The sequence below is a fragment of the Streptomyces sp. MspMP-M5 genome, assembly GCF_000373585.1.
Taxonomy (GTDB): Bacteria; Actinomycetota; Actinomycetes; order Streptomycetales; family Streptomycetaceae; genus Streptomyces.
This window is the reverse complement of sequence record NZ_KB891879.1, coordinates 34682-53741: the sequence shown is the minus strand read 5'-3', so window position 1 is coordinate 53741 and position 19060 is coordinate 34682. Positions and strand designations below refer to the sequence as shown.

Below are 19060 nucleotides of genomic sequence, written 5' to 3'. Positions count from 1 at the left end.
TCTTGTGTTCCCGACGCTCTTGCTCTCGACGTTCAGCAGGAGACGTTCTTGACGTACAGGGCCCGTGGCCCGGCTGCCGTGCCGTATCGCACGTCCTTCGTCGTTCCCTTGGGGAGCAGGCCGCGCCGATCCGCCTGGTGCGGGATGACGATCGAGTAGCAGGCCGGCCGCTGGGTGCACAGATTCGTCAGCCGGACGTAACGCTGACCGCCCGAGCTGAAGTACTTGCGCACCTTGGCACACCGCGGCACCTGGTCGGCCGCCGCCTGTGTCGCGGTGGCCAGCGTCAGTGAGGCCCCGCACACCACACCGGCCAGCGCTATGGACATGATCTTCCGCATCTGATGTCCCCCGTTCAACGCGCGGCCGCGGTCCGCCGCCCCGCCGTCATACGACGACCGGTGGTTCAGCTCCGCCCCAGCGCTTCGGTCTTCTTCGCGGCCTCCGCCGCCCCAGCTGTCATGGCTCGCCGAGCCCTGCCCGGCTCCGCCCCATTCTCCACACCCGCACCCTGGATTTCAGCCCCGGGCCGGTGCCTGGAGCTCGTCCACCCGCAAATAGGCCAAAGCCTGCCGCGTGAGCTCCGCCACATCGCCCGGCTCGTCCTGCCATGCCCAATGCTCCATGGCGACCGACAGCGCATCGATCAACGCACAGGCCGGCAGCCGTACTTCCATGCTGTCCTCGGCCGCTCCGGTGCGCGCCGCGAGCACCGGGACGAGCTGGTCCTGCATGTCCCGCCCCGCGGCCAGCCACCGCATCCGGATCGCGGGCACGCTGCCCATGACCCGGATCAGCCGCCGGGCCTTCTCCGGGTCGGCCAGCCTGCGCGCCGCCGCCGAGTCCTCACGAGCCCAGGCACGAGACCCGCGCACGTCGGACCGAACAAGGAGTCGCCCATGTCCCGCCGCACCTACCTCGTCACCGGCGCCACCTCCGGCATCGGCCGGGCCACCGCGACCCGGCTCCGAGACCGGGGCCACACCGTGCTCGGTGCCGACCTCAAGGGCACCGACATCGCAGCCGACCTCGCCACCCCCGCCGGCCGCGCCGAACTGGCCGATCGCGCCGCCGAGTTGACCGGCGGACGGCTGGACGCCGTGATCGCTTGCGCCGGACTGGCCCACTTCCGCCCCATCACCCTCCAGGTCAACTACTTCGGTACGGTCGCCACCCTTGAAGGGCTACGCCCCCTGCTCGCCGCCGGCACCGATCCCCGCGCCGTGCTCGTCTCCTCCGTGGCCGCCATCCACCCGCCGGACCCGGCGATCGTCGACGCTGCACCGGCCGGCGACGACGACCGGGCCGTCGGCGCCGCCCAGGCGGCCATCGACCGCGGCGAGGGCCACACCGTCTACGGCTCCTCCAAGCACGCCATCGCCCGCTTGCTCCGCCGCGCCGCCATCGCTGCTGACTGGGCGGGTGCCGGCCTACCGCTCGGCGCCGTCGCCCCCGGCACGGTCATCACACCGATGACCGCACCACTGCTCGGCGACCCCGTGATGCGCGAGGTCGTCGACGCCAGCGTGCCGATGCCGCTGCACGGTCACGCCCGTCCCGAGCGGATCGCTTCCGTTCTCACCTGGCTCACCTCCCCGGACAACCCCCCACGTCACCGGCCAGATCCTGTTCGTCGGCGGCGGCGCCGACGCCACCCTCCGCGGCGACACGGCCTGGTGACGCGCCGCCGGCCGGCCGCTGCCCCGGGCGCCCTCCGATGCCTGGCCGATCTCGGCGTGGCCGACGCCCCCCAGTGTCAGTCGCTCCCGGTCGGGCGCGCCGCCACCACCTTCAGCCCCCGCTCGGCGAACTCCCGGCGGGTCTCCTCCGCCACCGCGCCGTCGGTGATGAGGGTGTCGAAGACATCTGCGTCACCGACCCTCGCGAAGCACCGTTCGCCGATCTTCGACGAGTCCGCGACGATCACGGCCCGGCGGGCCCGCTCGGCCATGAGCCGGTTGATCCGCGCCTCCGCCTCGTCGTGCACCGTGGCCCCCATCATCGGGTCCACACCATTGGCCCCGATGAACGCGATGTCGATGGAGATCTGCTGGAGTACCAACTCGCTGAAGGGTCCCACCAGTTCATAGGAACGGGAGTGGGCCACGCCGCCCGTGAGCACGATCTTGATCTGCGGCCGGACGGCCAGCTCGTTGGCGATGTTGAGTGAGTTGGTGACGATGGTCAGATCCGGCTGCGGGCCCGCCTCGGCGAAGTCCGGCCGGGTGGCGAGCACCCGCGCGATCGCGGTGGTCGTCGTCCCGCCGCTCAGCCCGACCACGTCCCCGCGCTCCACCAGCCGCGCGGCCGCCTTGGCCACCGCCTCCTTCTCCGCCGAGCGGTGCCCCTGCTTGTAGCGGATCGGAAGGTCGTACGCCACCGAGCTCAGCACCGCCCCGCCCCGGGTGCGGACCAGCAGCTGCTGCTCGGCGAGGGCGTCCATGTCGCGCCGCATCGTGGCGGCGGAGACCTCCAGCGCGGTCGCCGCCTCCTCGACATCCACTCGGCCACGGTCCCCGAGCAGCTCGAGCAGTGCGTTCATTCGTTCATGGCGCTTCATGGCGCGAGCCTAATTCGTTCCCCGACCTGAAGTGCTTCCCAGCCCATGCTCCCGGCCTCACCTCGGCTTTCTCAGTCTTTTCGTGCAGTCCTTTCGTGCCCCCGGCCCTCATCCCCGCCGCGTGCTCGGGCGACGCAGAGCGGTACTCGTCACGCGCCCCGGAACCTCGCCCCGGTGGCCCGGTGGCCCGGTGGCCCGGTGGCCCGGTGGCCCGGTGGCCCGGTGGCCCGGTGGCCCGGTGGCCCGGTGGCCCGGTGGCCCGGTGGGCTCAGCCCCGCACCGTTGCCTCCGCAGCCTGCAGGTGGGAGGTCGTCACCGGAGTGTTCAGTACCTCCAGCAGCCGGGCGGCCTCCTGTGCCACCGCTTCCCGGGCCGGCTTGACGTACTTCCGGGAGTCGACCAGCGCCGGGTCCGAGGCCAGTGTGTGCCGTATTGAGCCGGTGAAGACGGAGACCAGATGCGTGGAGATATTGATCTTCGTCATGCCCGCGGCGATGGCCCGCCGGAGCTCGTCGTCCGGCACTCCGGACGAGCCGTGCAGAACCAGCGGCACCGGCAGAGTCCTGCGGAGTTCCGCGATCAGGTCCTTGTCCAGCTCGGCGGTGCGCTCCCGCATCGCATGGGAGGAGCCGACGGCGACGGCGAGCGCGTCCACCCGGGTGGCCCGGACGAAGGCCAGGGCTTCATCGGGATCCGTACGGGCTCCCGGCGCATGGACCCCGTCCTTCCCGCCGACCTCGCCGAGCTCCGCCTCGACATAGGCGCCCCGCTCATGGCACCAGGCGGCGAGCGCAGCGGTGGTGGTGACGTTCTGCTCGTAGGGGAGGGCGGAGGCGTCCACCATCACCGAGCGCACGCCCGCGGTGATGCCCTGGTGGACCAGTTCGGTGTCGGTGATGTGGTCGAGGTGGACCGCGATCCGGGCCGTCGACTCCTCGGCGAGGGCGAGCGTGGCCCTGGTGAGGGGGAGCAGACTGCCGTGATAGCGGATGCAGTTCTCGCTGATCTGGAGGATCAGCGGGATGCCGGTGCGCTCGGCGGCGGCGACCAGCGCCTCGGCGGTTTCCAGATGGATGACGTTGAAGGCCGCGGCACCGACCCGCGCGGCACGCGCGGCATCGACGATCGACGCGGTGGGAACGAGGGGCATGGTGACCTGACTCCCTTGCGGAAGGGGTGAGTTGATGTCGAGTGGGTGCAGTGGAGGAGGGGGCGGGGGAGGGGTGGTCGCGGTGAGGGGTCGGTGGACAGGCAGTCTGGTGGGCCGTGGCTCGTTCTCCGTTGGTCCACCGGAGCGGCCCTAGGACACGGTGGCTTCCTGGAGCATCACCGAGCGGGTCAGGCTGCGCGGATTGTCCGGGTCCAGGCCGCGTGCGCGTGCCCGTTCCAGGGCGACCCGCTGGACCAGCACCAGGTCGGCCAGCGGATCCCGGGCGTGGGACACGAAGCGCGCTCCGGTCCGTGCCACATCGGCCGCAAGCCCCTCCGGCGCCCGGCCGAAGAGCCAGGTCACCCGGCCGGGAGCCGCTATCGAAATGGGGCCGTGGCGGTACTCCATCGCCGGGTAGGACTCCGTCCAACTCTGCGACGCCTCCCGCATCTTGAGCGCCGCCTCGTTGGCCAGGCCGTACGTCCAGCCGGTGCCGAGGAACGCGAACTGCTCGGCGTCCACCCATTCCTTCTCCACCGGCGCCGTGAGCGCCTCCTCGGCGTCGGTCACCGCTCGTGCGACATCCTCACCCAGGTGGGCGCGCAGCAGCGTCAGTGCCGTGGTCGCGAAGCGGGTCTGCACCACCGACCGCTCGTCGGCGAACGGCAGCGCCACCGTCTCGTCGGACAGCTCGACCGCGGGCGTTTCGAGGTCGCCGAGCACCGTCACCGTCGGGATTCGGCCCTTGACCGCCTCCAGTACCCGCAGCACCTCGGTCGTGGTGCCCGAGCGGGTGATCGCCACGACCGCGTCATAGCCGCGGGCGGTGCCGAGGAACGCCTCCGAGGCCGGGAAGGCGTCCGTGACGCCCAGTCCCGCGCCCTCGCGCAGGGCCGCGTAGGACTGCGCCATGAACCATGACGTCCCGCAGCCGACGACGGCCACGCGCCGGCCGGCCTTGGGCAGCGGCCCGCCGATGGCGCCGATCCGTGCGGCCTCCCGCCACGTCTCCGGCTGACTGCGCAGTTCCTGCTCCATGTACGACATCTCGCTCATCGACACCCTCCCGTGGTCCGTGATCGGCGATCGAGGTTGCCGATCGATTGCTCTGAGAACTGAGAATGCATCTACTCTGCAACTTTTTGCTTCGTTAGATCTGACTCTACGCACTTTCGTGCAACCGTTCCATCCCTCGTGCGGGTGACGGCGGGCGACGAGGTGCGCCGTCGCATATGCAGGAACCGGCCGCGGCGTGGCGTGAAGGGGGTGCTGAGTGAAGCGAAAAGCGGGTAAGTGACTGTTGACAGCTGCGTGAAAGGTGCCCGATATTCGCAAGATCGGTCATGCGGCTCCGGTGGGTCCCGTCATGGCCGAGGGCGCGGTGCCTCGGCACCCGTCATGCAGTCACGCAGCAATGACGCTCCGTCGCACAAAGGACTTCCGATGTCCACTGCCCCGCTCTCCGCACCGCGCCCCTCACTCCCGACGCCACGCCGCGCGGGCCGGTGGTTCGCGCTCACCGGCGCCGTCGTCGGCGTCATCTACGGCTACGACACCGGCAGCATCTCCGGCGCCCTGGTCTTCCTCAGCAAGGACTTCGGCCTCACCGAGACCGAAAAGGGACTGGTCAACAGCATCCTGGTGCTCGGGTCGATCCTGGGCGCGCTGATCGGCGGCAAGCTCGCCGACGCCCTGGGCCGCCGGATCACGATGCTGATCGTCGCCGGCTCCTACGCGGTCTTCGTCGCGCTGTCCGCCGTCGCCCCCAACATCGAAGTGCTCGACGCCGTCCGCTTCCTGCTCGGCGCCGCCATCGGCATCTCGATCGTGGCGGCGCCCCTCTACGTCGCCGAATCGACCCCCGCCCGGATCCGGGGCGCCTCCGTCGCCTCCTACCAGGTGGCCACCGTCGTGGGCGTCGTCCTCACCTACTTCGTCAACTGGGGCCTGTCCGGCGGCGGTCACTGGCGCTGGATGCTCGGCCTCTCCGCGATCCCCGCGGCGCTCGTCGCGATCCCGCTGCTGCGTCTGCCGGACACCCCCCGCTGGTACGTCCTCAAGGGGCGTACCGAACGGGCCGTCGAGGTCATGGCGATGACCGACCCGGACGTCGACCCGCAGGCCGAGGTCGCCGCGGTGCGCGCCGCGCTGGCCGAGGAGAGTGGGGGCTCGGTGCGCTCACTGCTGCGCAAGCCGTACGCCCGCGCCGCGTTCTTCGTGGTCGGCCTCGGCTTCTTCTGCCAGATCACCGGCATCAACGCCGTGACGTACTACAGCCCGCAGATCTTCGAGGAGATGGGCTTCACCGGCAACGGCCAGAACTTCCTGTTGCCGTCCTTCGTCGAACTGGCCTCTCTTGCCGCCAGCGTGCTGGCGATCCTCATCATCGACCGCCTCGGCCGCAGGGTGGTGCTGCTGTCCGGGATCGGCACGATGGTGGCGATGCTCGCGGTGCTGACCGCCGTCTTCAGTGCGGGGAAGCTGCAGGGGGCCACCACCTGGGTGGGCTTCGTCGCGATCCTCCTGTTCACCGCCGCCTTCAACTTCGGCTTCGGGTCGCTGATCTGGGTCTATGCGAGCGAGGCGTTCCCCGCGCAGCTGCGCTCCACGGGGGCGTCGGTGATGCTCACCGCCGACCTGGTCGCCAACCTTCTGATCGCCCAGTTCTTCCCGTCGCTGATGGCCAGGGCCGGTGCCGCCGCGACCTTCGCGGGTCTGGGCGTGCTCGCACTCGCCGCCCTGCTGTTCGCGGCGTTCACCGCCCCCGAGACCAAGGGCCGCCACCTGGAGGAGATTCAGGGCTACTGGCGCAACGGCGGCCGCTGGCCCACTGCCGCCCCGCCCGGCCCGGTCAGTGCCGGGCCGCTCGGCGACTCGGCCGCGTCCCCTGCCGCGCCCTCGTAGGCCGCCCGCCGGGCCGAAGGAGCGCGCGCAGCGCAAGGCCCGGCCCACCGGAAAGCGTCCGGCGGGCCGGGCCTGCCTTGCGTGCGACGAGGGCTCAGGAGGGGAGCTGCTCCTTGTATTCCGCCAGGGCCGGCGCCGTCTTGGTCGCCACGAACTCGGTGATCCGGTACTCGCAGACCCCGGCGCGGACGAACGGGTCGTCGGCCGTGAGCTTCTCGGCGGTCGCCCGGTCGATTCCGGCGGCGATGATCACGCCCCCGTCCCGCGGGTTCTTCCGGCCGGACGCGATGAAGTGGCCGGCGGCGTACTCCTTCTCCAGCCACGCCACGTGGTCCGGGAGGGCGGCGTCGACGCGGTCGAGGGGGGCGATGTAGGTCAGCTCCAGTACGAACATGGCTGCAATATAGAGGAGGGGAGGCGGACGGCGGCGGTCGTATGCGGCCGTCCGGGCCGACGCGGCGGTTCGGTAGCGTTGCGGGCACCATGGACACTTCCGGAATCATCTCTCGCGCCGACGAGCTGCGGCACTGGCCGGCGGACGAGGCCGCGGCCCGCGCGGTCCAGGACCGGCTGCGCGCCCACGTACGGCTCGACGAGGCAGGCCCGGAGCCGGGCTTCGAGGGCACCGTGGTCGGTGTGGACGTCGCCTACGACGACGAGCGGGACGTGGTCGCCGCGGCCGCCGTCGCCCTCGACGCCCGTACGCTCGCGGTCGTCGACGAGGCCACCGCCGTCGGCCCGGTCTCCTTCCCCTACGTCCCCGGCCTGCTCGCCTTCCGGGAGATCCCCACGGTCCTCGCCGCACTGGACCGGCTCGCCCGGATACCCGACCTGGTCGTCTGCGACGGCTACGGGCTCGCCCATCCACGGCGGTTCGGCCTCGCCAGCCACCTCGGAGTGCTGACCGGCCTGCCCACCATCGGGGTCGCCAAGAACCCCTTCACCTTCCGGTACGAGGCACCCGGGCCGGAGCGCGGCGCCACCGCACCACTGTGGGACGACCGGCCGGTGGACGGCGAGCCCGAGGAGGTGGGACGTGCCCTGCGCACCCAGAGCGGCGTCAAACCGGTCTTCGTCTCCGTCGGCCACCGGGTGGACCTCGACCGGGCCTGTGCGCACACGCTCCGTCTGGCGCCGGCGTACCGGCTTCCGGAGACGACCCGGGCCGCCGACTCGCTGTGCCGCAGGGCGCTGGCGAACGCCTGACAGCCGGCCCCGGGGCGTGCCAAGTGCCGGACGGCAGGCGGCCTTTCCGACACAGGTCCTACCCCCGGACCACCCGGAAAGTGATCCCGGCGTCCTGGAGGCGGCGGGTCAGCGCGTCCCCCATGGCCACGGCCGTCGTCACCTGGCCCGCGGTCTCCGGGAGGTCGTCGAAGGCCAGGCTCAGCGCGCCCTCGGCGAGCATCTTCGCGGTCTCGTCGTAGCCGGGATCGCCGCCCGCGACCTCGGTGACCAGGCGGGTGCCGCCGCCCGAGGCCACGAACCGCACCGCGAACCAACTCCGCTCCCGCCGCTCCTGACTTGGCCCCTCGCCCGGTTGCAGCCGGCCGGACATCCAACGACGGGCGGGCGGTACCTGGGCGAGCGCGGACAGTGCCCCCGCTCCCAGCACGCCGGCCACCGCCGTCGGCAGCCGGCGCACCCCCGCGTAGTGGCGGTAGCGGAAGTCCGGCCCGTAGTGGTCGAGGGCGGCGGCGGAGCGGGCGACGATGCGCGGGTCCAGGGTCGGCAGGGGCACGCCCCAGGTGCGGGTCTCCCGGCTGCGGACGGGCGGGCCGAACGGGGCGCGCACCGTACGGCCGGCGGGCGGCGGTTCGGTCCGTCGCCGGGCCCGGGCGGCCCGGGCCATGGCGGCCGGGCGGGAGACCGCGGTCAGCGCCGAGGCGAGCGTCCCGCCGGAGAGCGTGGCGTTGGTCCGTACGAAGCCGTCGATGCGTACCGGGCCTCCCTTGGGGAGCAGCCCCACCGTGTAGTGCACCCCCAGGTCGTACGGGACGGAGTCGAAGCCGCAGGCGTGGACGAGCCGTGCCCCGGTGGCCCGGGCGGTGGCGTCGTGACGCAGGTACATCCGGTCGACGAACTCCGGCTCGCCCGTGAGGTCCAGGTAGTCGGTGCCGGCCGCGGCGCAGGCCGCGACCAGCGGTTCGCCGTGCAGCAGATAGGGCCCGACGGTGGTGGCCAGGACGCGGGTGGCGGCGGCGAGGGCGCGCAGCGAGTCCGGGTCGGCGCTGTCGGCCCGGAGCAGTGGGAGGTCCGCGCAGGCCGGGTCGACGGCCGCCAGCCGGTCGCGCAGCCGCTCCAGTTTGGCCGTGCTGCGTCCGGCCAGTGCCCATCGGCACTCCTCGGGGGCGTGCCGGGCCAGGTATTCCGCGGTGAGTGCGCCGGCGAATCCGGTCGCCCCGTACAGAACGAGGTCGTGGTCCCGTCCTGAAGTGTCCTGCCGTGGCATCTGCGTCCTCTCAGGTCCGGGGTCCGGGGGCCGGACCCTAAGGAGTCGTTGGCGTTACGTCAATGAACGGGTGGGAAGGCCGGGTTGGCGGTGGATGGGGAGCGGGGACGTGTGTCCCGTCTTGACGCGGTAGGGGAGCGGCGCGAGATTCGTGCGAGGAGAGGGGACGTCCGACGTCTGGTATGGCCGGGTAAGTGGGGTGGGTGGGCCGGGCGGCTGCTGGAGGAGGTCGGTTCCCACGATGACGCATCCCGTGGACACCGCGGGGCGGACGCCGCGCCGCGCCTGGTATCACGAGGTCACCCCGGGCCAGTGGAAGGCGCTGTCCGCCGCCTGGCTCGGGTACCTGCTGGACGGCTTCGACTTCGTGCTGATCACGCTGGTGCTGACCGAGGTCGCCGACGACTTCCGCCTGGACCCCGCCACCGCCGCCTCCCTCGTCTCCGCCGCCTTCATCACCCGCTGGCTGGGCGGCGCGCTCCTGGGCGCGCTGGGCGACCGACACGGCCGGAGAGCGGCCATGATCACCAGTATCCTGCTCTACTCCCTGGGTACCTTCGCCTGCGGATTCGCCTGGGACTACACCAGCCTGTTCGTCGCCCGGCTGGTGATCGGGGTCGGTATGGCGGGGGAGTACAGCACCAGCGTGACCTACGTCCTGGAGAGTTGGCCGAGCCGGCTGCGCAACCGGGCCTCCGGATTCCTGATCTCCGGTTACGCGGCCGGTACGGTCGTCGCCGCCCAGCTGTACGCCTGGGTGGTGCCTGTCTGGGGCTGGCGCTGGATGTTCTGGATCGGGGTACTGCCCGTCTTGGTCGCCCTGTGGATGCGCCGCTCGCTGCCGGAAGCCGGGGACTGGCAGGCCGAGGTCGCGGCCGCCGGGGGAGGAAACGGGGCGGGGCATGCGGAGCGCCCGAATCCGTTCCGGTCGTTGTTCAGCGGCCGGCTTCGACGCCTGGCCAACACCGCGGTTGCGACGGTCGCGTCCGGCGCGCTGTTCTGCACCTTCACCCCGTTCGGCGCGGGGTTCGTGCCGTGGGCGGCCACGGTCGCCGCGCTGTGCCTGGTCGCCTTCACCGTCCAACTGGGCGGGCGCCGGGGTTGGCTGCTGTACGTCTCCTTGATGGTGACGGTGTTCTGCGCGTTCCTCTACAGCTGGCCGGTGCAGGCCCTGCTGCCCACCTATCTGAAGTCCGATCTGGGCTACACGCCCCGGCAGGTCGGCGACGTGATGTTCTTCGCGGGGTTCGGGACCATGGCCGGCTGCTGGCTGGCCGGGTTCACCGGTGATCTGCTTGGCACCCGGCGCGCCTATGCGTACACCCTGCTGGCCTCGCTGGTGTTTGTGTTCCCGGTGTTCGCGGTGCGCGGGAGTCTGGTGGGGCTGGGGGTGCTGATCTTCGTCCTGCTGGCGCTGAGTCAGGGCATCTCCGGGATCCTGCCGAAGTACCTCGCGGGGCACTTCCCGACCGGGTTCCGCGCCGCGTCACTGGGCTTCGTCTACAACGTGGGGGCGCTGGGCGGCGCGGTGGCGCCGGTCCTCGGGGCGCAGCTCGCCCGCGGCATGCCCCTGGGGCGGGCGCTGGCGATCCTCACCTTCGGGCTGACGCTGCTGGTCGTCGTCCTGGTGGGCGGCGACGTCCCGCGGCGGCTGGCACGGCTGGTGGGCCGTCAGGTGCCCGGCGACCTGCTGGTGTCGGGGCCGCGGTGCGGGACGGGCGCGGAGGGTGGGGCGGATGCCGTGCGGGGGGACGCTTCGTCCGGTGCGGGGTAGTGACGGGCGGGCGGCGCGCACGGGGGGAGGGGCGCCCTACGTCAACGCGGGCGTGGCCGCCGCCGGGTCACTCCGTGCTGTCGCCGTGCCGCCCCAGTGCGACCCCGCGGACGCCGTCCATCTCCGTCAGGGCCTCCACCAGAGGGTGCGCCGATCCGCTGCCCTCCAGACGGAGCAGCACCTCGGCCGCCGTCCGGACCTCGTCCGTGCCGGTCTCCACCTGGACGTCGACGACCCGGAACCCGCTGCCCGTGCACAGCTCCAACATCCGGCCCAGCAGTCCGTGTTGTGCCTGGTAGGTCAGGCGCAGTTCGACCCGGTCGAAGGAGGGCCCGGAGGTGATCCGCTCCGACACCACGGAGAAGCCGCGCACGATCAGGAAGTGCGCCGCGGTCGCGCCGATGCCGAGCAGCGGCAGCCCGCCTCCGCAGGCCATGCCGATGGCGCAGGTCAGCCAGATGGTGGCGGCCGTCGTCAGGCCCCGGACCGCGTCCTTACGCACGAAGATCAGCCCACCGCCGATGAAGCCGATGCCGGAGACGACCTGCGCGGCGACCCGGGACGGGTCCAGCGCCACGCCGTCGGTGCCCAGCAGTGCGCCGAAGCCGTGGATCGAGACTTCCATGAACAGGGCGCTGCCCACCCCGACGAGGGTGTGGGTGCGCAGTCCGGCGCTTTTCTGCCGGGCCTCGCGCTCCAGCCCGATGAGTGAGGACAGCAGCAGGGCTATGGCCAGCTCGGCGAACTGACGCAGTCCCTGACCGGCGTGGATGTCGAACAGTGCGGCGGCGAGATGAGACATGGCGGCATTGTCCCTCCGCCGGCCCGGCGTGCGGCGCTCCGCGGGCCGTTGTCAGTGGCCGCGGTTAGCGTTGAGGGCGATGGGCGGCGCGGACGTACGCGCAGCTCGCCGGTGGCATCGCAGGCGGTGCAGGACGGGGGAGCGGACGTGGAGGACGGCATGGCAAAGGCGGCAGCGCACGATGCGCCAGGGGCGCGGGCACGGGTCTGCGCGCCCGGCCGCCGGATAGCCGCCGGGATGCTCATCGACCGGCTCGGCGGGGGATAGCGGCGCGGCGGCAGCAGGCGCGCGAAGGCCCGTGGCGGCGATGGCAGTTGAGCATCGTCGGTGCGGGCCTTGTTCATTGACGGCCACTTGGCAGGGGGCTTGTGGAAAGTGGAACACGTTCTTAACATCGCGAGTGTTACATCAGAAGTGTCACAGTGCGGAAGGCATGGGGCGCGATGACGCAGTCAGGGAACGGCCCGCTCGGCGGGGTGCGGGTGGTGGAGCTCGCCGGCATCGGCCCCGGCCCGTTCGCGGCCATGCTGCTCGCGGACCTCGGCGCCGACGTCGTGCGTGTCGACCGCCCCGGCGGCGCCGGACTGCGCATCGACCCGGCCGCCGACCTCACCAACCGCAACAAGCGCTCGGTGCTGGTGGATCTCAAGCAGCCCGCCGGCGTGGCGCAGGTCCTGGACCTGGCCGAGCGCGCCGACGTCCTGATCGAGGGCTATCGCCCGGGGGTGGCCGAGCGGCTGGGCGTCGGCCCCGAGCCCTGCCTGGCGCGCAACCCCCGCCTGGTCTACGGCCGGATGACCGGCTGGGGACAGCAGGGCCCGCTCTCCGCCACCGCCGGCCATGACATCGCCTATATCGCCATCACCGGCGCCCTCGGCATGATCGGCCCGCCCGACGGCCCGCCCGCCGTCCCCGCCAATCTGCTGGGCGACTACGCCGGCGGCTCGCTCTATCTCGTCATCGGCGTCCTCGCGGCCCTCCAGCACGCCCGCGCCGACGGCGGGGCGGGCCAGGTCGTGGACGCCGCGATCGTCGACGGCACGGCCCATCTGACGGCGATGATCCACGGCATGCTGGCGGCCGGCGGCTGGCAGGACCGGCGCGGCGCCAATCTGCTCGACGGCGGCACGCCGTTCTACGGCACCTACGAGACGGCCGACGGCGGCTATATGGCCGTCGGCGCGCTGGAGCAGCGGTTCTACGCCGAGTTCATCCGCCTGCTCGGCATCGAGGACGACGTCCCCGGCCGGGACGACCTCGCCGCCTGGGGCGAGCTCCGCACCGCCATCGCCGCCCGCTTCCGGACCCGTACGCGGGCGGAGTGGACCGCCGTCTTCGAGGAGTCCGACGCCTGTGTGGCGCCCGTGCTCTCGCTGCGCGAGGCACCCGGGCACCCGCATCTGGCCGCCCGCGGCACCTTCACCGAGCACGCCGGCCTCACCCAGCCCGCGCCCGCACCCCGCTTCTCGGCCACGCCGGGCACGCTCCGCAGACCTCCCGCCCAGCCCGGAGCGGACACCGAAGAGGTCGCCCGCGACTGGCGCGTCCCCAGCCTGGAGCGGAAGGAGGCGGCCCGCTGATGGAACTCTCCACCACCCTCCCGTACGCGGCCGATCCGCGCCGCGCCGCCGAAGAGGCCGCCGCGCTCGAACGCGCCGGCGTGGACGCCATCTGGGTCGCCGAGGCATACGGCTTCGACGCACCCACCATCATGGGCTTCCTGGCCGCCCGCACCGAGCGCGCCCGGATCGGCTCGGCCATCCTCGACGTCTACTCCCGCACCCCCGCCCTGATCGCCCAGACCGCCGCCGGGCTCGACGCCCTCTCCGGCGGCCGCGCCCTGCTCGGCCTGGGCGCCTCCGGCCCGCAGGTCGTCGAGAGCTGGCACGGCACACCGTACGACCGCCCCCTGGGCCGTACCCGCGAGACCATCGAGCTGTGCCGCCGCATCTGGCGCCGTGAGGTGATCGACCACCACGGCATCACCGACATGCCGTTGCCCCCGGAGAAGGGCGGCCGGTTCGGCAAGCCGCTGAAGATCCTCTCCCGCCCGGTACGCCCCGGAATCCCGGTCTATGTCGCAGCTCTTGGGCCCGCCAACGTCCGGATGACCGCCGAGCTCGCCGACGGCCGGCTGCCCGCCCTCTTCGTCCCGGAGCGGGCCGCCGACGTCTGGGGCGGCCCGCTGGCCGAGGGCACCGCCCGCCGCGACCCCGCGCTCGGCCCCTGCAGACCGTCGCCGGCGGCCTGCTCGCCATCGGGGACGACGCCGCCGCGGCCCGCGACCTGGCCCGCTCGACGATCGCGCGCTACGTCGGCGGCATGGGCGCCAGGGGCCGGAACCTCTACCACGACCTCGCCGTCGCCTACGGCTACGAACAGGCCGCACACACCATCCAGGAGCTCTACCTCGCCGGCCGGAAGCGGGAGGCCGAGGCCGCGGTGCCGGCCGAGCTCTGCGAGCGGGTGTCGCTGTGCGGGCCCGCCGGGTACGTGCGCGAGAGGATCGCCGCGTATCGCGAGGCCGGCGTGACGATGCTCAACGTCCAGCCCATGGGCCCCGATCCCGTCAAGCTCGTCGAGACCGTCAAGAACTGACTCTGAGGGGACCGGGCACGAGGAAGCGCCCACCGGGGGACACCCCGGGCCCCGGCCGAGCAGCCCCGCCGACCACCCAGGACATCCCCGAAGGGACAGCAGAGTGAAGCGCCAGATCTTCACCGAGGACCACGACGCCTTCCGCGAGACGGTGCGCACCTTCCTCGCCAAGGAGGTGACGCCCCACTACGACAAGTGGGAGAAGGACGGCATCGTCAGCCGGGACGCCTGGCGAGCCGCCGGCCGGCAGGGGCTCCTGGGCCTGGCCGTGCCCGAGGAGTACGGCGGCGGGGGCACCACCGACTTCCGCTACAGCGCCGTCCTGGCCGAGGAGTTCACCCGCGCCGGCACCCCCGGCTTCGCCATCGGGCTGCACAACGACATCGTCGGCCCCTATCTGACCTCGCTCGCCACCGAGGAGCAGAAGCGCCGCTGGCTGCCCGGCTTCTGCAGCGGCGAGACCATCACCGCCATCGCGATGACCGAGCCCGGCGCCGGCTCCGACCTCCAGGGCATCCGCACCACCGCCGAGGACCGCGGCGACCACTGGATCCTCAACGGCTCCAAGACCTTCATCTCCAACGGCATCCTCGCCGACCTCGTCATCGTCGTCGCCAAGACCACCCCCGAGGGCGGTGCGCACGGCCTGAGCCTGCTGGTCGTCGAGCGCGGGGCGGACGGCTTTGCACGCGGCCGCAACCTCGACAAGATCGGCCAGAAGTCCCAGGACACCGCCGAGCTGTTCTTCAACGACGTGCGGGTCCCCAAGGAGAACCTCCTCGGCGAACTCAACGGCGCGTTCGTGCACCTGATGACCAACCTCGCCCAGGAGCGGATGGCGATAGCGGTCGCCGGGATAGCCGCCGCCGAGCACCTGCTGGAGATCACCACCGGATACGTCAAGGAGCGCGAGGCGTTCGGCCGGCCGCTCGCCAAGCTCCAGCACATCCGGTTCGAGATCGCCGAGATGGCCACCGAGTGCGCGGTCACCCGCACCTTCCTCGACCGCTGCATCGCCGACCACTCCGCGGGCGCCCTCGACGCCGTGCACGCCTCCATGGCCAAGTGGTGGGCCACCGAACTGCAGAAGCGGGTGGCCGACCGCTGCCTCCAACTCCACGGCGGATACGGCTACATGACCGAATACCCCGTTGCCCGGGCCTTCACCGACGGCCGCATCCAGACCATCTACGGAGGGACGACCGAGATCATGAAGGAGATCATCGGCCGCTCCCTGCTCGGCTAACCGTCCCGACCGTGTCTTCCCAGGGCCGTGACATCAGCGGCTGACGCCGCGGGCCACCGACCCCCGGCCGACAGAAAGGCTTTTCAGTGAGCACCGAAGCGTATGTGTACGACGCGATCCGCACCCCTCGCGGCCGCGGCAAGGCCAACGGCGCGCTGCACGGCACCAAGCCGATCGACCTGGTCGTCGGCCTGATCCACGAGGTGCGGCGGCGCTTCCCCGACCTGGACCCGGCCGCGATCGACGACATCGTGCTGGGCGTCGTCGGACCGGTCGGTGACCAGGGCTCGGACATCGCCCGGATCGCCGCGATCGCCGCCGGCCTGCCCGACACCGTCGCCGGCGTACAGGAGAACCGCTTCTGTGCCTCCGGCCTCGAAGCCGTCAACATGGCCGCCGCCAAGGTCCGTTCCGGCTGGGAGGACCTCGTCCTGGCCGGCGGCGTCGAGTCGATGTCGCGCGTCCCGATGGCCTCCGACGGCGGTGCCTGGTTCGCCGACCCGATGACCAACTTCGACACCGGCTTCGTCCCGCAGGGCATCAGCGCCGACCTCATCGCCACCATCGAGGGCTACACCCGCCGCGATGTCGACGAGTACGCCGCGCTCTCCCAGGAGCGGGCCGCCGCGGCATGGAAGGACGCCCGCTTCGAGCGCTCCGTCGTCCCCGTCCTGGACCGCAACGGCCTGGTCGTCCTCGACCACGACGAGCATCTGCGCCCCGGCACCACCGCCGACTCGCTGGCCGGCCTGAAGCCGTCGTTCGCCGCCATCGGCGACGCCGGCGGCTTTGACGCGGTCGCCCTGCAGAAGTACCACTGGGTCGAGAAGATCGACCACGTCCACCACGCCGGCAACTCCTCCGGCATCGTGGACGGCGCGGCCCTGGTCGCCATCGGCTCCAAGGAGGTCGGCGAGCGCTACGGCCTGACCCCGCGGGCCCGCATCGTCTCCGCCGCGGTCTCCGGCTCCGAGCCGACGATCATGCTCACCGGGCCCGCGCCGGCCAGCCGCAAGGCTCTGGCCAAGGCCGGACTGACCATCGACGACATCGACCTGGTCGAGATCAACGAGGCGTTCGCCGCGGTCGTCCTGCGCTTCGTCAAGGACATGGGCCTCAGCCTGGACAAGGTCAACGTCAACGGCGGCGCCATCGCCCTGGGCCATCCGCTCGGCGCCACCGGCGCGATGATCCTCGGCACCCTCGTCGACGAGCTGGAGCGCCAGGACAAGCGCTACGGCCTGGCCACCCTCTGCGTCGGCGGCGGCATGGGCGTCGCCACCGTCGTCGAGCGCCTCTGACCCTCGTCCCACCCCACTACGGAGTACCGACCATGAGTGAATCCACCACCATCCGCTGGGAACAGGACGAGACCGGCATCGTCACCCTGGTCCTGGACGACCCCGACCAGTCCGCCAACACCATGAACAGCGCCTTCAAGGCTTCCCTCACCGCGGTTGCCGACCGCCTGGAGGCCGAGCAGGACGGTATCCGCGGCGTCATCTTCACCTCCGCCAAGAAGACCTTCTTCGCCGGCGGCGACCTGCACGACCTGATCGCCGTCACCCCCGACCAGGCGCAGCAGGCGTTCGAGGCGGGCAACGGCATCAAGCGCGATCTGCGCCGGGTCGAGACGCTCGGCAAGCCGGTCGTCGCCGCGATCAACGGCGCGGCGCTGGGCGGCGGTTACGAGATCGCCCTCGCCTGCCACCACCGCGTCGCCCTGGACACCCCCGGCACCAAGATCGGCCTGCCCGAGGTCACCCTCGGCCTGCTGCCCGCCGCCGGCGGCGTCACCCGCACCGTCCGGCTGCTGGGCATCACCGACGCGCTGCTGAAGGTCCTCCTCCAGGGCACCCAGTACAACGCCACCCGAGCCAAGGACAACGGGCTGATCCACGAGGTCGCCGGGACCCCCGAGGAACTTCTCGCCAAGGCCCGGGAGTTCATCGACGCCCACCCCGAGTCCCAGCAGCCCTGGGACGCCAAGGGTTACAAGATCCCCGGCGGTACCCCGGCCCACCCGAAGTTCGCCGCCAACCTCCCGGCGTTCCCCGCCAACCTCAAGAAGCAGCTGGGCGGCGCGCCCTACCCGGCACCGCGCAACATCCTCGCTGCCGCCGTCGAGGGCTCCCAGGTCGACTTCGAGACCGCCCAGACCATCGAGGCGCGCTACTTCGTCGAACTGGTCGCCGGCCAGGTCTCCAAGAACATGATCCAGGCGTTCTTCTTCGACCTCCAGGCCGTCAACGCGGGGCGCAGCCGCCCCAAGGGCGTCGAGCCCCGCACGGTCCGGAAGGTCGGCGTCCTGGGCGCCGGCATGATGGGCGCCGGCATCGCCTACGCCTGCGCCAAGGCGGGCATCGAGGTCGTCCTCAAGGACGTCACCCCGGAGGCGGCCGAGCGCGGCAAGGAGTACTCCGCGGGGCTGCTGGCCAAGGCACTGGCCAAGGGGCGGACGACGGAGGCGAAGCGCGACGAGCTGCTGGCGCGGATCACGCCCACCGCCGAGCCCGCCGACCTCGCCGGCTGCGACGCGGTCATCGAGGCGGTCTTCGAGGACGTCGCCCTCAAGCACAAGGTGTTCAAGGAGGTCCAGCACCTCGTCGCGCCCGACGCGCTGCTGTGCTCCAACACCTCCACCCTGCCCATCACACTGCTGGCCGAAGGCGTCGAGCGGGACGCCGACTTCATCGGCCTGCACTTCTTCTCACCGGTCGACAAGATGCCGCTGGTGGAGATCATCAAGGGCGAGCGGACCGGCGACGAGGCGCTGGCCCGCGCCTTCGACCTGGTACGCCAGATCAAGAAGACCCCGATCGTCGTCAACGACTCGCGCGGCTTCTTCACCTCCCGCGTCATCGGCCAGTTCATCAACGAGGGCGTGGCGATGATCGGCGAGGGCCTCGACCCGGCCTCCGTCGAACAGGCCGCCGCCCAGGCCGGCTACCCGGCCAAGGTGCTCTCCCTGATGGACGAGCTGACCCTCACCCTCCCCCGCAAGATCCGCAACGAGACCCGGCGCGCCGTCGAAGAGGCCGGCGGCACCTGGGAGCCGCACCCGGCCGACGCCGTCATCGACCGCATGGTGGACGAGTTCGGGCGCACCGGGCGCAGCGGCGGTGCCGGCTTCTACGAGTACGGCGAGGACGGCAGGCGGGCCGGCCTGTGGCCGGGTCTGCGCGAGCACTTCCAACGGCAGGGCGCCGCCGTCCCGTTCGTCGACATGCAGGAGCGGATGCTGTTCTCCGAGGCGCTGGACGCCGTCCGCTGCCTGGAGGAGGGCGTGCTGACCTCCGTCGCCGACGCCAACATCGGCTCCATTCTCGGCATCGGCTTCCCTGGATGGACCGGCGGCGTGCTCCAGTACATCAACGGATACCGCGGCGGGCCGGGACGGGAGGAACTCGTCGGGCTGCCCGGGTTCGTGGCCCGTGCCCGGGAGCTCCAGGCGGCCTACGGCGAGCGGTTCGCGCCCTCGCCGCTGCTGGTCGAAAAGGCCGAGCGCGGCGAGAAGTTCGCCGACTGAGCCGACTGAGCCGAGCGAGCGGGGCGGGCCGCGGTGGCCCGCCCC

At 71.9% G+C, this 19060-nt stretch carries 15 protein-coding genes and 2 pseudogenes; 9 read left to right on the top strand and 8 right to left on the bottom strand.

Annotated features, from left to right (window positions below):
• Positions 1–32: 32 nt before the first annotated feature.
• The gene (locus B073_RS0109255) at positions 33–341 is read right to left on the bottom strand and encodes a hypothetical protein (protein WP_018537806.1); all 309 of its coding nucleotides are present in this window, start codon (positions 339–341) and stop codon (positions 33–35) included.
• A 177-nt stretch (positions 342–518) separates the two neighbouring features.
• Positions 519–875, bottom strand: coding sequence for a hypothetical protein (locus B073_RS43735; protein WP_078507943.1), 357 nt, complete (start codon positions 873–875; stop codon positions 519–521).
• A gap of 24 nt (positions 876–899) precedes the next feature.
• Between B073_RS43735 and B073_RS43730 the strand changes: the two are divergent.
• Positions 900–1541, top strand: a pseudogene (locus tag B073_RS43730) (NAD-dependent epimerase/dehydratase family protein); the annotation flags it as partial.
• 215 nt (positions 1542–1756) lie between these two features.
• On the opposite strand, the gene B073_RS0109240 reads toward B073_RS43730, so the two are convergent.
• The 3 genes from B073_RS0109240 to B073_RS0109230 form a co-directional block, all read right to left on the bottom strand.
• Positions 1757–2560, bottom strand: coding sequence for a DeoR/GlpR family DNA-binding transcription regulator (locus B073_RS0109240; protein ID WP_026247212.1), 804 nt, complete (start codon positions 2558–2560; stop codon positions 1757–1759).
• Positions 2561–2828: 268 nt separating this feature from the next.
• Positions 2829–3710, bottom strand: a complete 882-nt coding sequence (locus B073_RS0109235; RefSeq protein WP_018537803.1) for a class II fructose-bisphosphate aldolase — start codon at positions 3708–3710, stop codon at positions 2829–2831.
• A gap of 150 nt (positions 3711–3860) precedes the next feature.
• Complete coding sequence (locus B073_RS0109230) at positions 3861–4766, bottom strand: SIS domain-containing protein (protein ID WP_018537802.1); 906 nt, start codon at positions 4764–4766, stop codon at positions 3861–3863.
• A 387-nt stretch (positions 4767–5153) separates the two neighbouring features.
• Here B073_RS0109230 and B073_RS0109225 point away from each other — a divergent pair, with 387 nt between their 5' ends.
• On the top strand, positions 5154–6614 hold the full coding sequence (locus B073_RS0109225) for a sugar porter family MFS transporter (protein ID WP_018537801.1): 1461 nt from the start codon (positions 5154–5156) through the stop codon (positions 6612–6614).
• A gap of 94 nt (positions 6615–6708) precedes the next feature.
• Here the strand turns inward: B073_RS0109225 and B073_RS0109220 are convergent, their stop codons facing one another.
• Positions 6709–7008, bottom strand: a complete 300-nt coding sequence (locus B073_RS0109220) for a YciI family protein (protein ID WP_018537800.1) — start codon at positions 7006–7008, stop codon at positions 6709–6711.
• An 89-nt stretch (positions 7009–7097) separates the two neighbouring features.
• On the opposite strand from B073_RS0109220, the gene B073_RS0109215 reads away from it, so the two are divergent.
• Positions 7098–7820, top strand: a complete 723-nt coding sequence (locus tag B073_RS0109215; RefSeq protein WP_037811310.1) for an endonuclease V — start codon at positions 7098–7100, stop codon at positions 7818–7820.
• A 58-nt stretch (positions 7821–7878) separates the two neighbouring features.
• Here B073_RS0109215 and B073_RS0109210 read toward each other — a convergent pair whose 3' ends face one another.
• Entirely contained in the window at positions 7879–9066 is a 1188-nt protein-coding gene (locus B073_RS0109210; RefSeq protein ID WP_018537798.1) for a saccharopine dehydrogenase family protein, read from the bottom strand.
• Between the two features lie 241 nt (positions 9067–9307).
• On the opposite strand from B073_RS0109210, the gene B073_RS0109205 reads away from it, so the two are divergent.
• Complete coding sequence (locus B073_RS0109205; RefSeq protein ID WP_018537797.1) at positions 9308–10840, top strand: sialate:H+ symport family MFS transporter; 1533 nt, start codon at positions 9308–9310, stop codon at positions 10838–10840.
• 67 nt (positions 10841–10907) lie between these two features.
• Here the strand turns inward: B073_RS0109205 and B073_RS0109200 are convergent, their stop codons facing one another.
• Positions 10908–11642: an MgtC/SapB family protein gene (locus tag B073_RS0109200; RefSeq protein WP_018537796.1), complete on the bottom strand. Its 735-nt coding sequence runs from the start codon at positions 11640–11642 to the stop codon at positions 10908–10910.
• Positions 11643–12085: 443 nt separating this feature from the next.
• Here B073_RS0109200 and B073_RS0109195 point away from each other — a divergent pair, with 443 nt between their 5' ends.
• The 5 genes and pseudogenes from B073_RS0109195 to B073_RS0109170 all read left to right on the top strand — a co-directional run bounded on the left by B073_RS0109195 (position 12086) and on the right by B073_RS0109170 (position 19015).
• Positions 12086–13222 (top strand): CaiB/BaiF CoA transferase family protein, encoded by a 1137-nt coding sequence (locus tag B073_RS0109195; RefSeq protein WP_018537795.1) that lies wholly within the window; start codon positions 12086–12088, stop codon positions 13220–13222.
• Positions 13222–14240 (top strand): annotated as a pseudogene (locus B073_RS39475) (LLM class F420-dependent oxidoreductase). The gene B073_RS0109195 and the pseudogene B073_RS39475 overlap by 1 nt, the downstream one beginning before the upstream one ends.
• Before the next feature lie 103 nt (positions 14241–14343).
• On the top strand, positions 14344–15486 hold the full coding sequence (locus tag B073_RS0109180; protein WP_018537792.1) for an acyl-CoA dehydrogenase family protein: 1143 nt from the start codon (positions 14344–14346) through the stop codon (positions 15484–15486).
• Positions 15487–15572: 86 nt separating this feature from the next.
• Positions 15573–16787: an acetyl-CoA C-acetyltransferase gene (locus B073_RS0109175; RefSeq protein ID WP_018537791.1), complete on the top strand. Its 1215-nt coding sequence runs from the start codon at positions 15573–15575 to the stop codon at positions 16785–16787.
• A 32-nt stretch (positions 16788–16819) separates the two neighbouring features.
• Positions 16820–19015, top strand: a complete 2196-nt coding sequence (locus B073_RS0109170; protein WP_018537790.1) for a 3-hydroxyacyl-CoA dehydrogenase NAD-binding domain-containing protein — start codon at positions 16820–16822, stop codon at positions 19013–19015.
• The last annotated feature ends 45 nt before the right edge of the window (positions 19016–19060 follow it).

Coding starts and splice junctions, on each gene's coding strand:
- B073_RS0109225 (WP_018537801.1), top strand. CDS start 5,154: ATGTCCACTGCCCCGCTCTCCGCACCGCGCCCCTCACTCCCGACGCCA.
- B073_RS0109205 (WP_018537797.1), top strand. CDS start 9,308: ATGACGCATCCCGTGGACACCGCGGGGCGGACGCCGCGCCGCGCCTGG.
- B073_RS0109200 (WP_018537796.1), bottom strand. CDS start 11,642: ATGTCTCATCTCGCCGCCGCACTGTTCGACATCCACGCCGGTCAGGGA.
- B073_RS0109230 (WP_018537802.1), bottom strand. CDS start 4,766: ATGAGCGAGATGTCGTACATGGAGCAGGAACTGCGCAGTCAGCCGGAG.
- B073_RS0109210 (WP_018537798.1), bottom strand. CDS start 9,066: ATGCCACGGCAGGACACTTCAGGACGGGACCACGACCTCGTTCTGTAC.
- B073_RS0109215 (WP_037811310.1), top strand. CDS start 7,098: ATGGACACTTCCGGAATCATCTCTCGCGCCGACGAGCTGCGGCACTGG.
- B073_RS0109195 (WP_018537795.1), top strand. CDS start 12,086: ATGACGCAGTCAGGGAACGGCCCGCTCGGCGGGGTGCGGGTGGTGGAG.
- B073_RS0109240 (WP_026247212.1), bottom strand. CDS start 2,560: ATGAAGCGCCATGAACGAATGAACGCACTGCTCGAGCTGCTCGGGGAC.
- B073_RS0109235 (WP_018537803.1), bottom strand. CDS start 3,710: ATGCCCCTCGTTCCCACCGCGTCGATCGTCGATGCCGCGCGTGCCGCG.
- B073_RS0109255 (WP_018537806.1), bottom strand. CDS start 341: ATGCGGAAGATCATGTCCATAGCGCTGGCCGGTGTGGTGTGCGGGGCC.
- B073_RS0109220 (WP_018537800.1), bottom strand. CDS start 7,008: ATGTTCGTACTGGAGCTGACCTACATCGCCCCCCTCGACCGCGTCGAC.
- B073_RS0109170 (WP_018537790.1), top strand. CDS start 16,820: ATGAGTGAATCCACCACCATCCGCTGGGAACAGGACGAGACCGGCATC.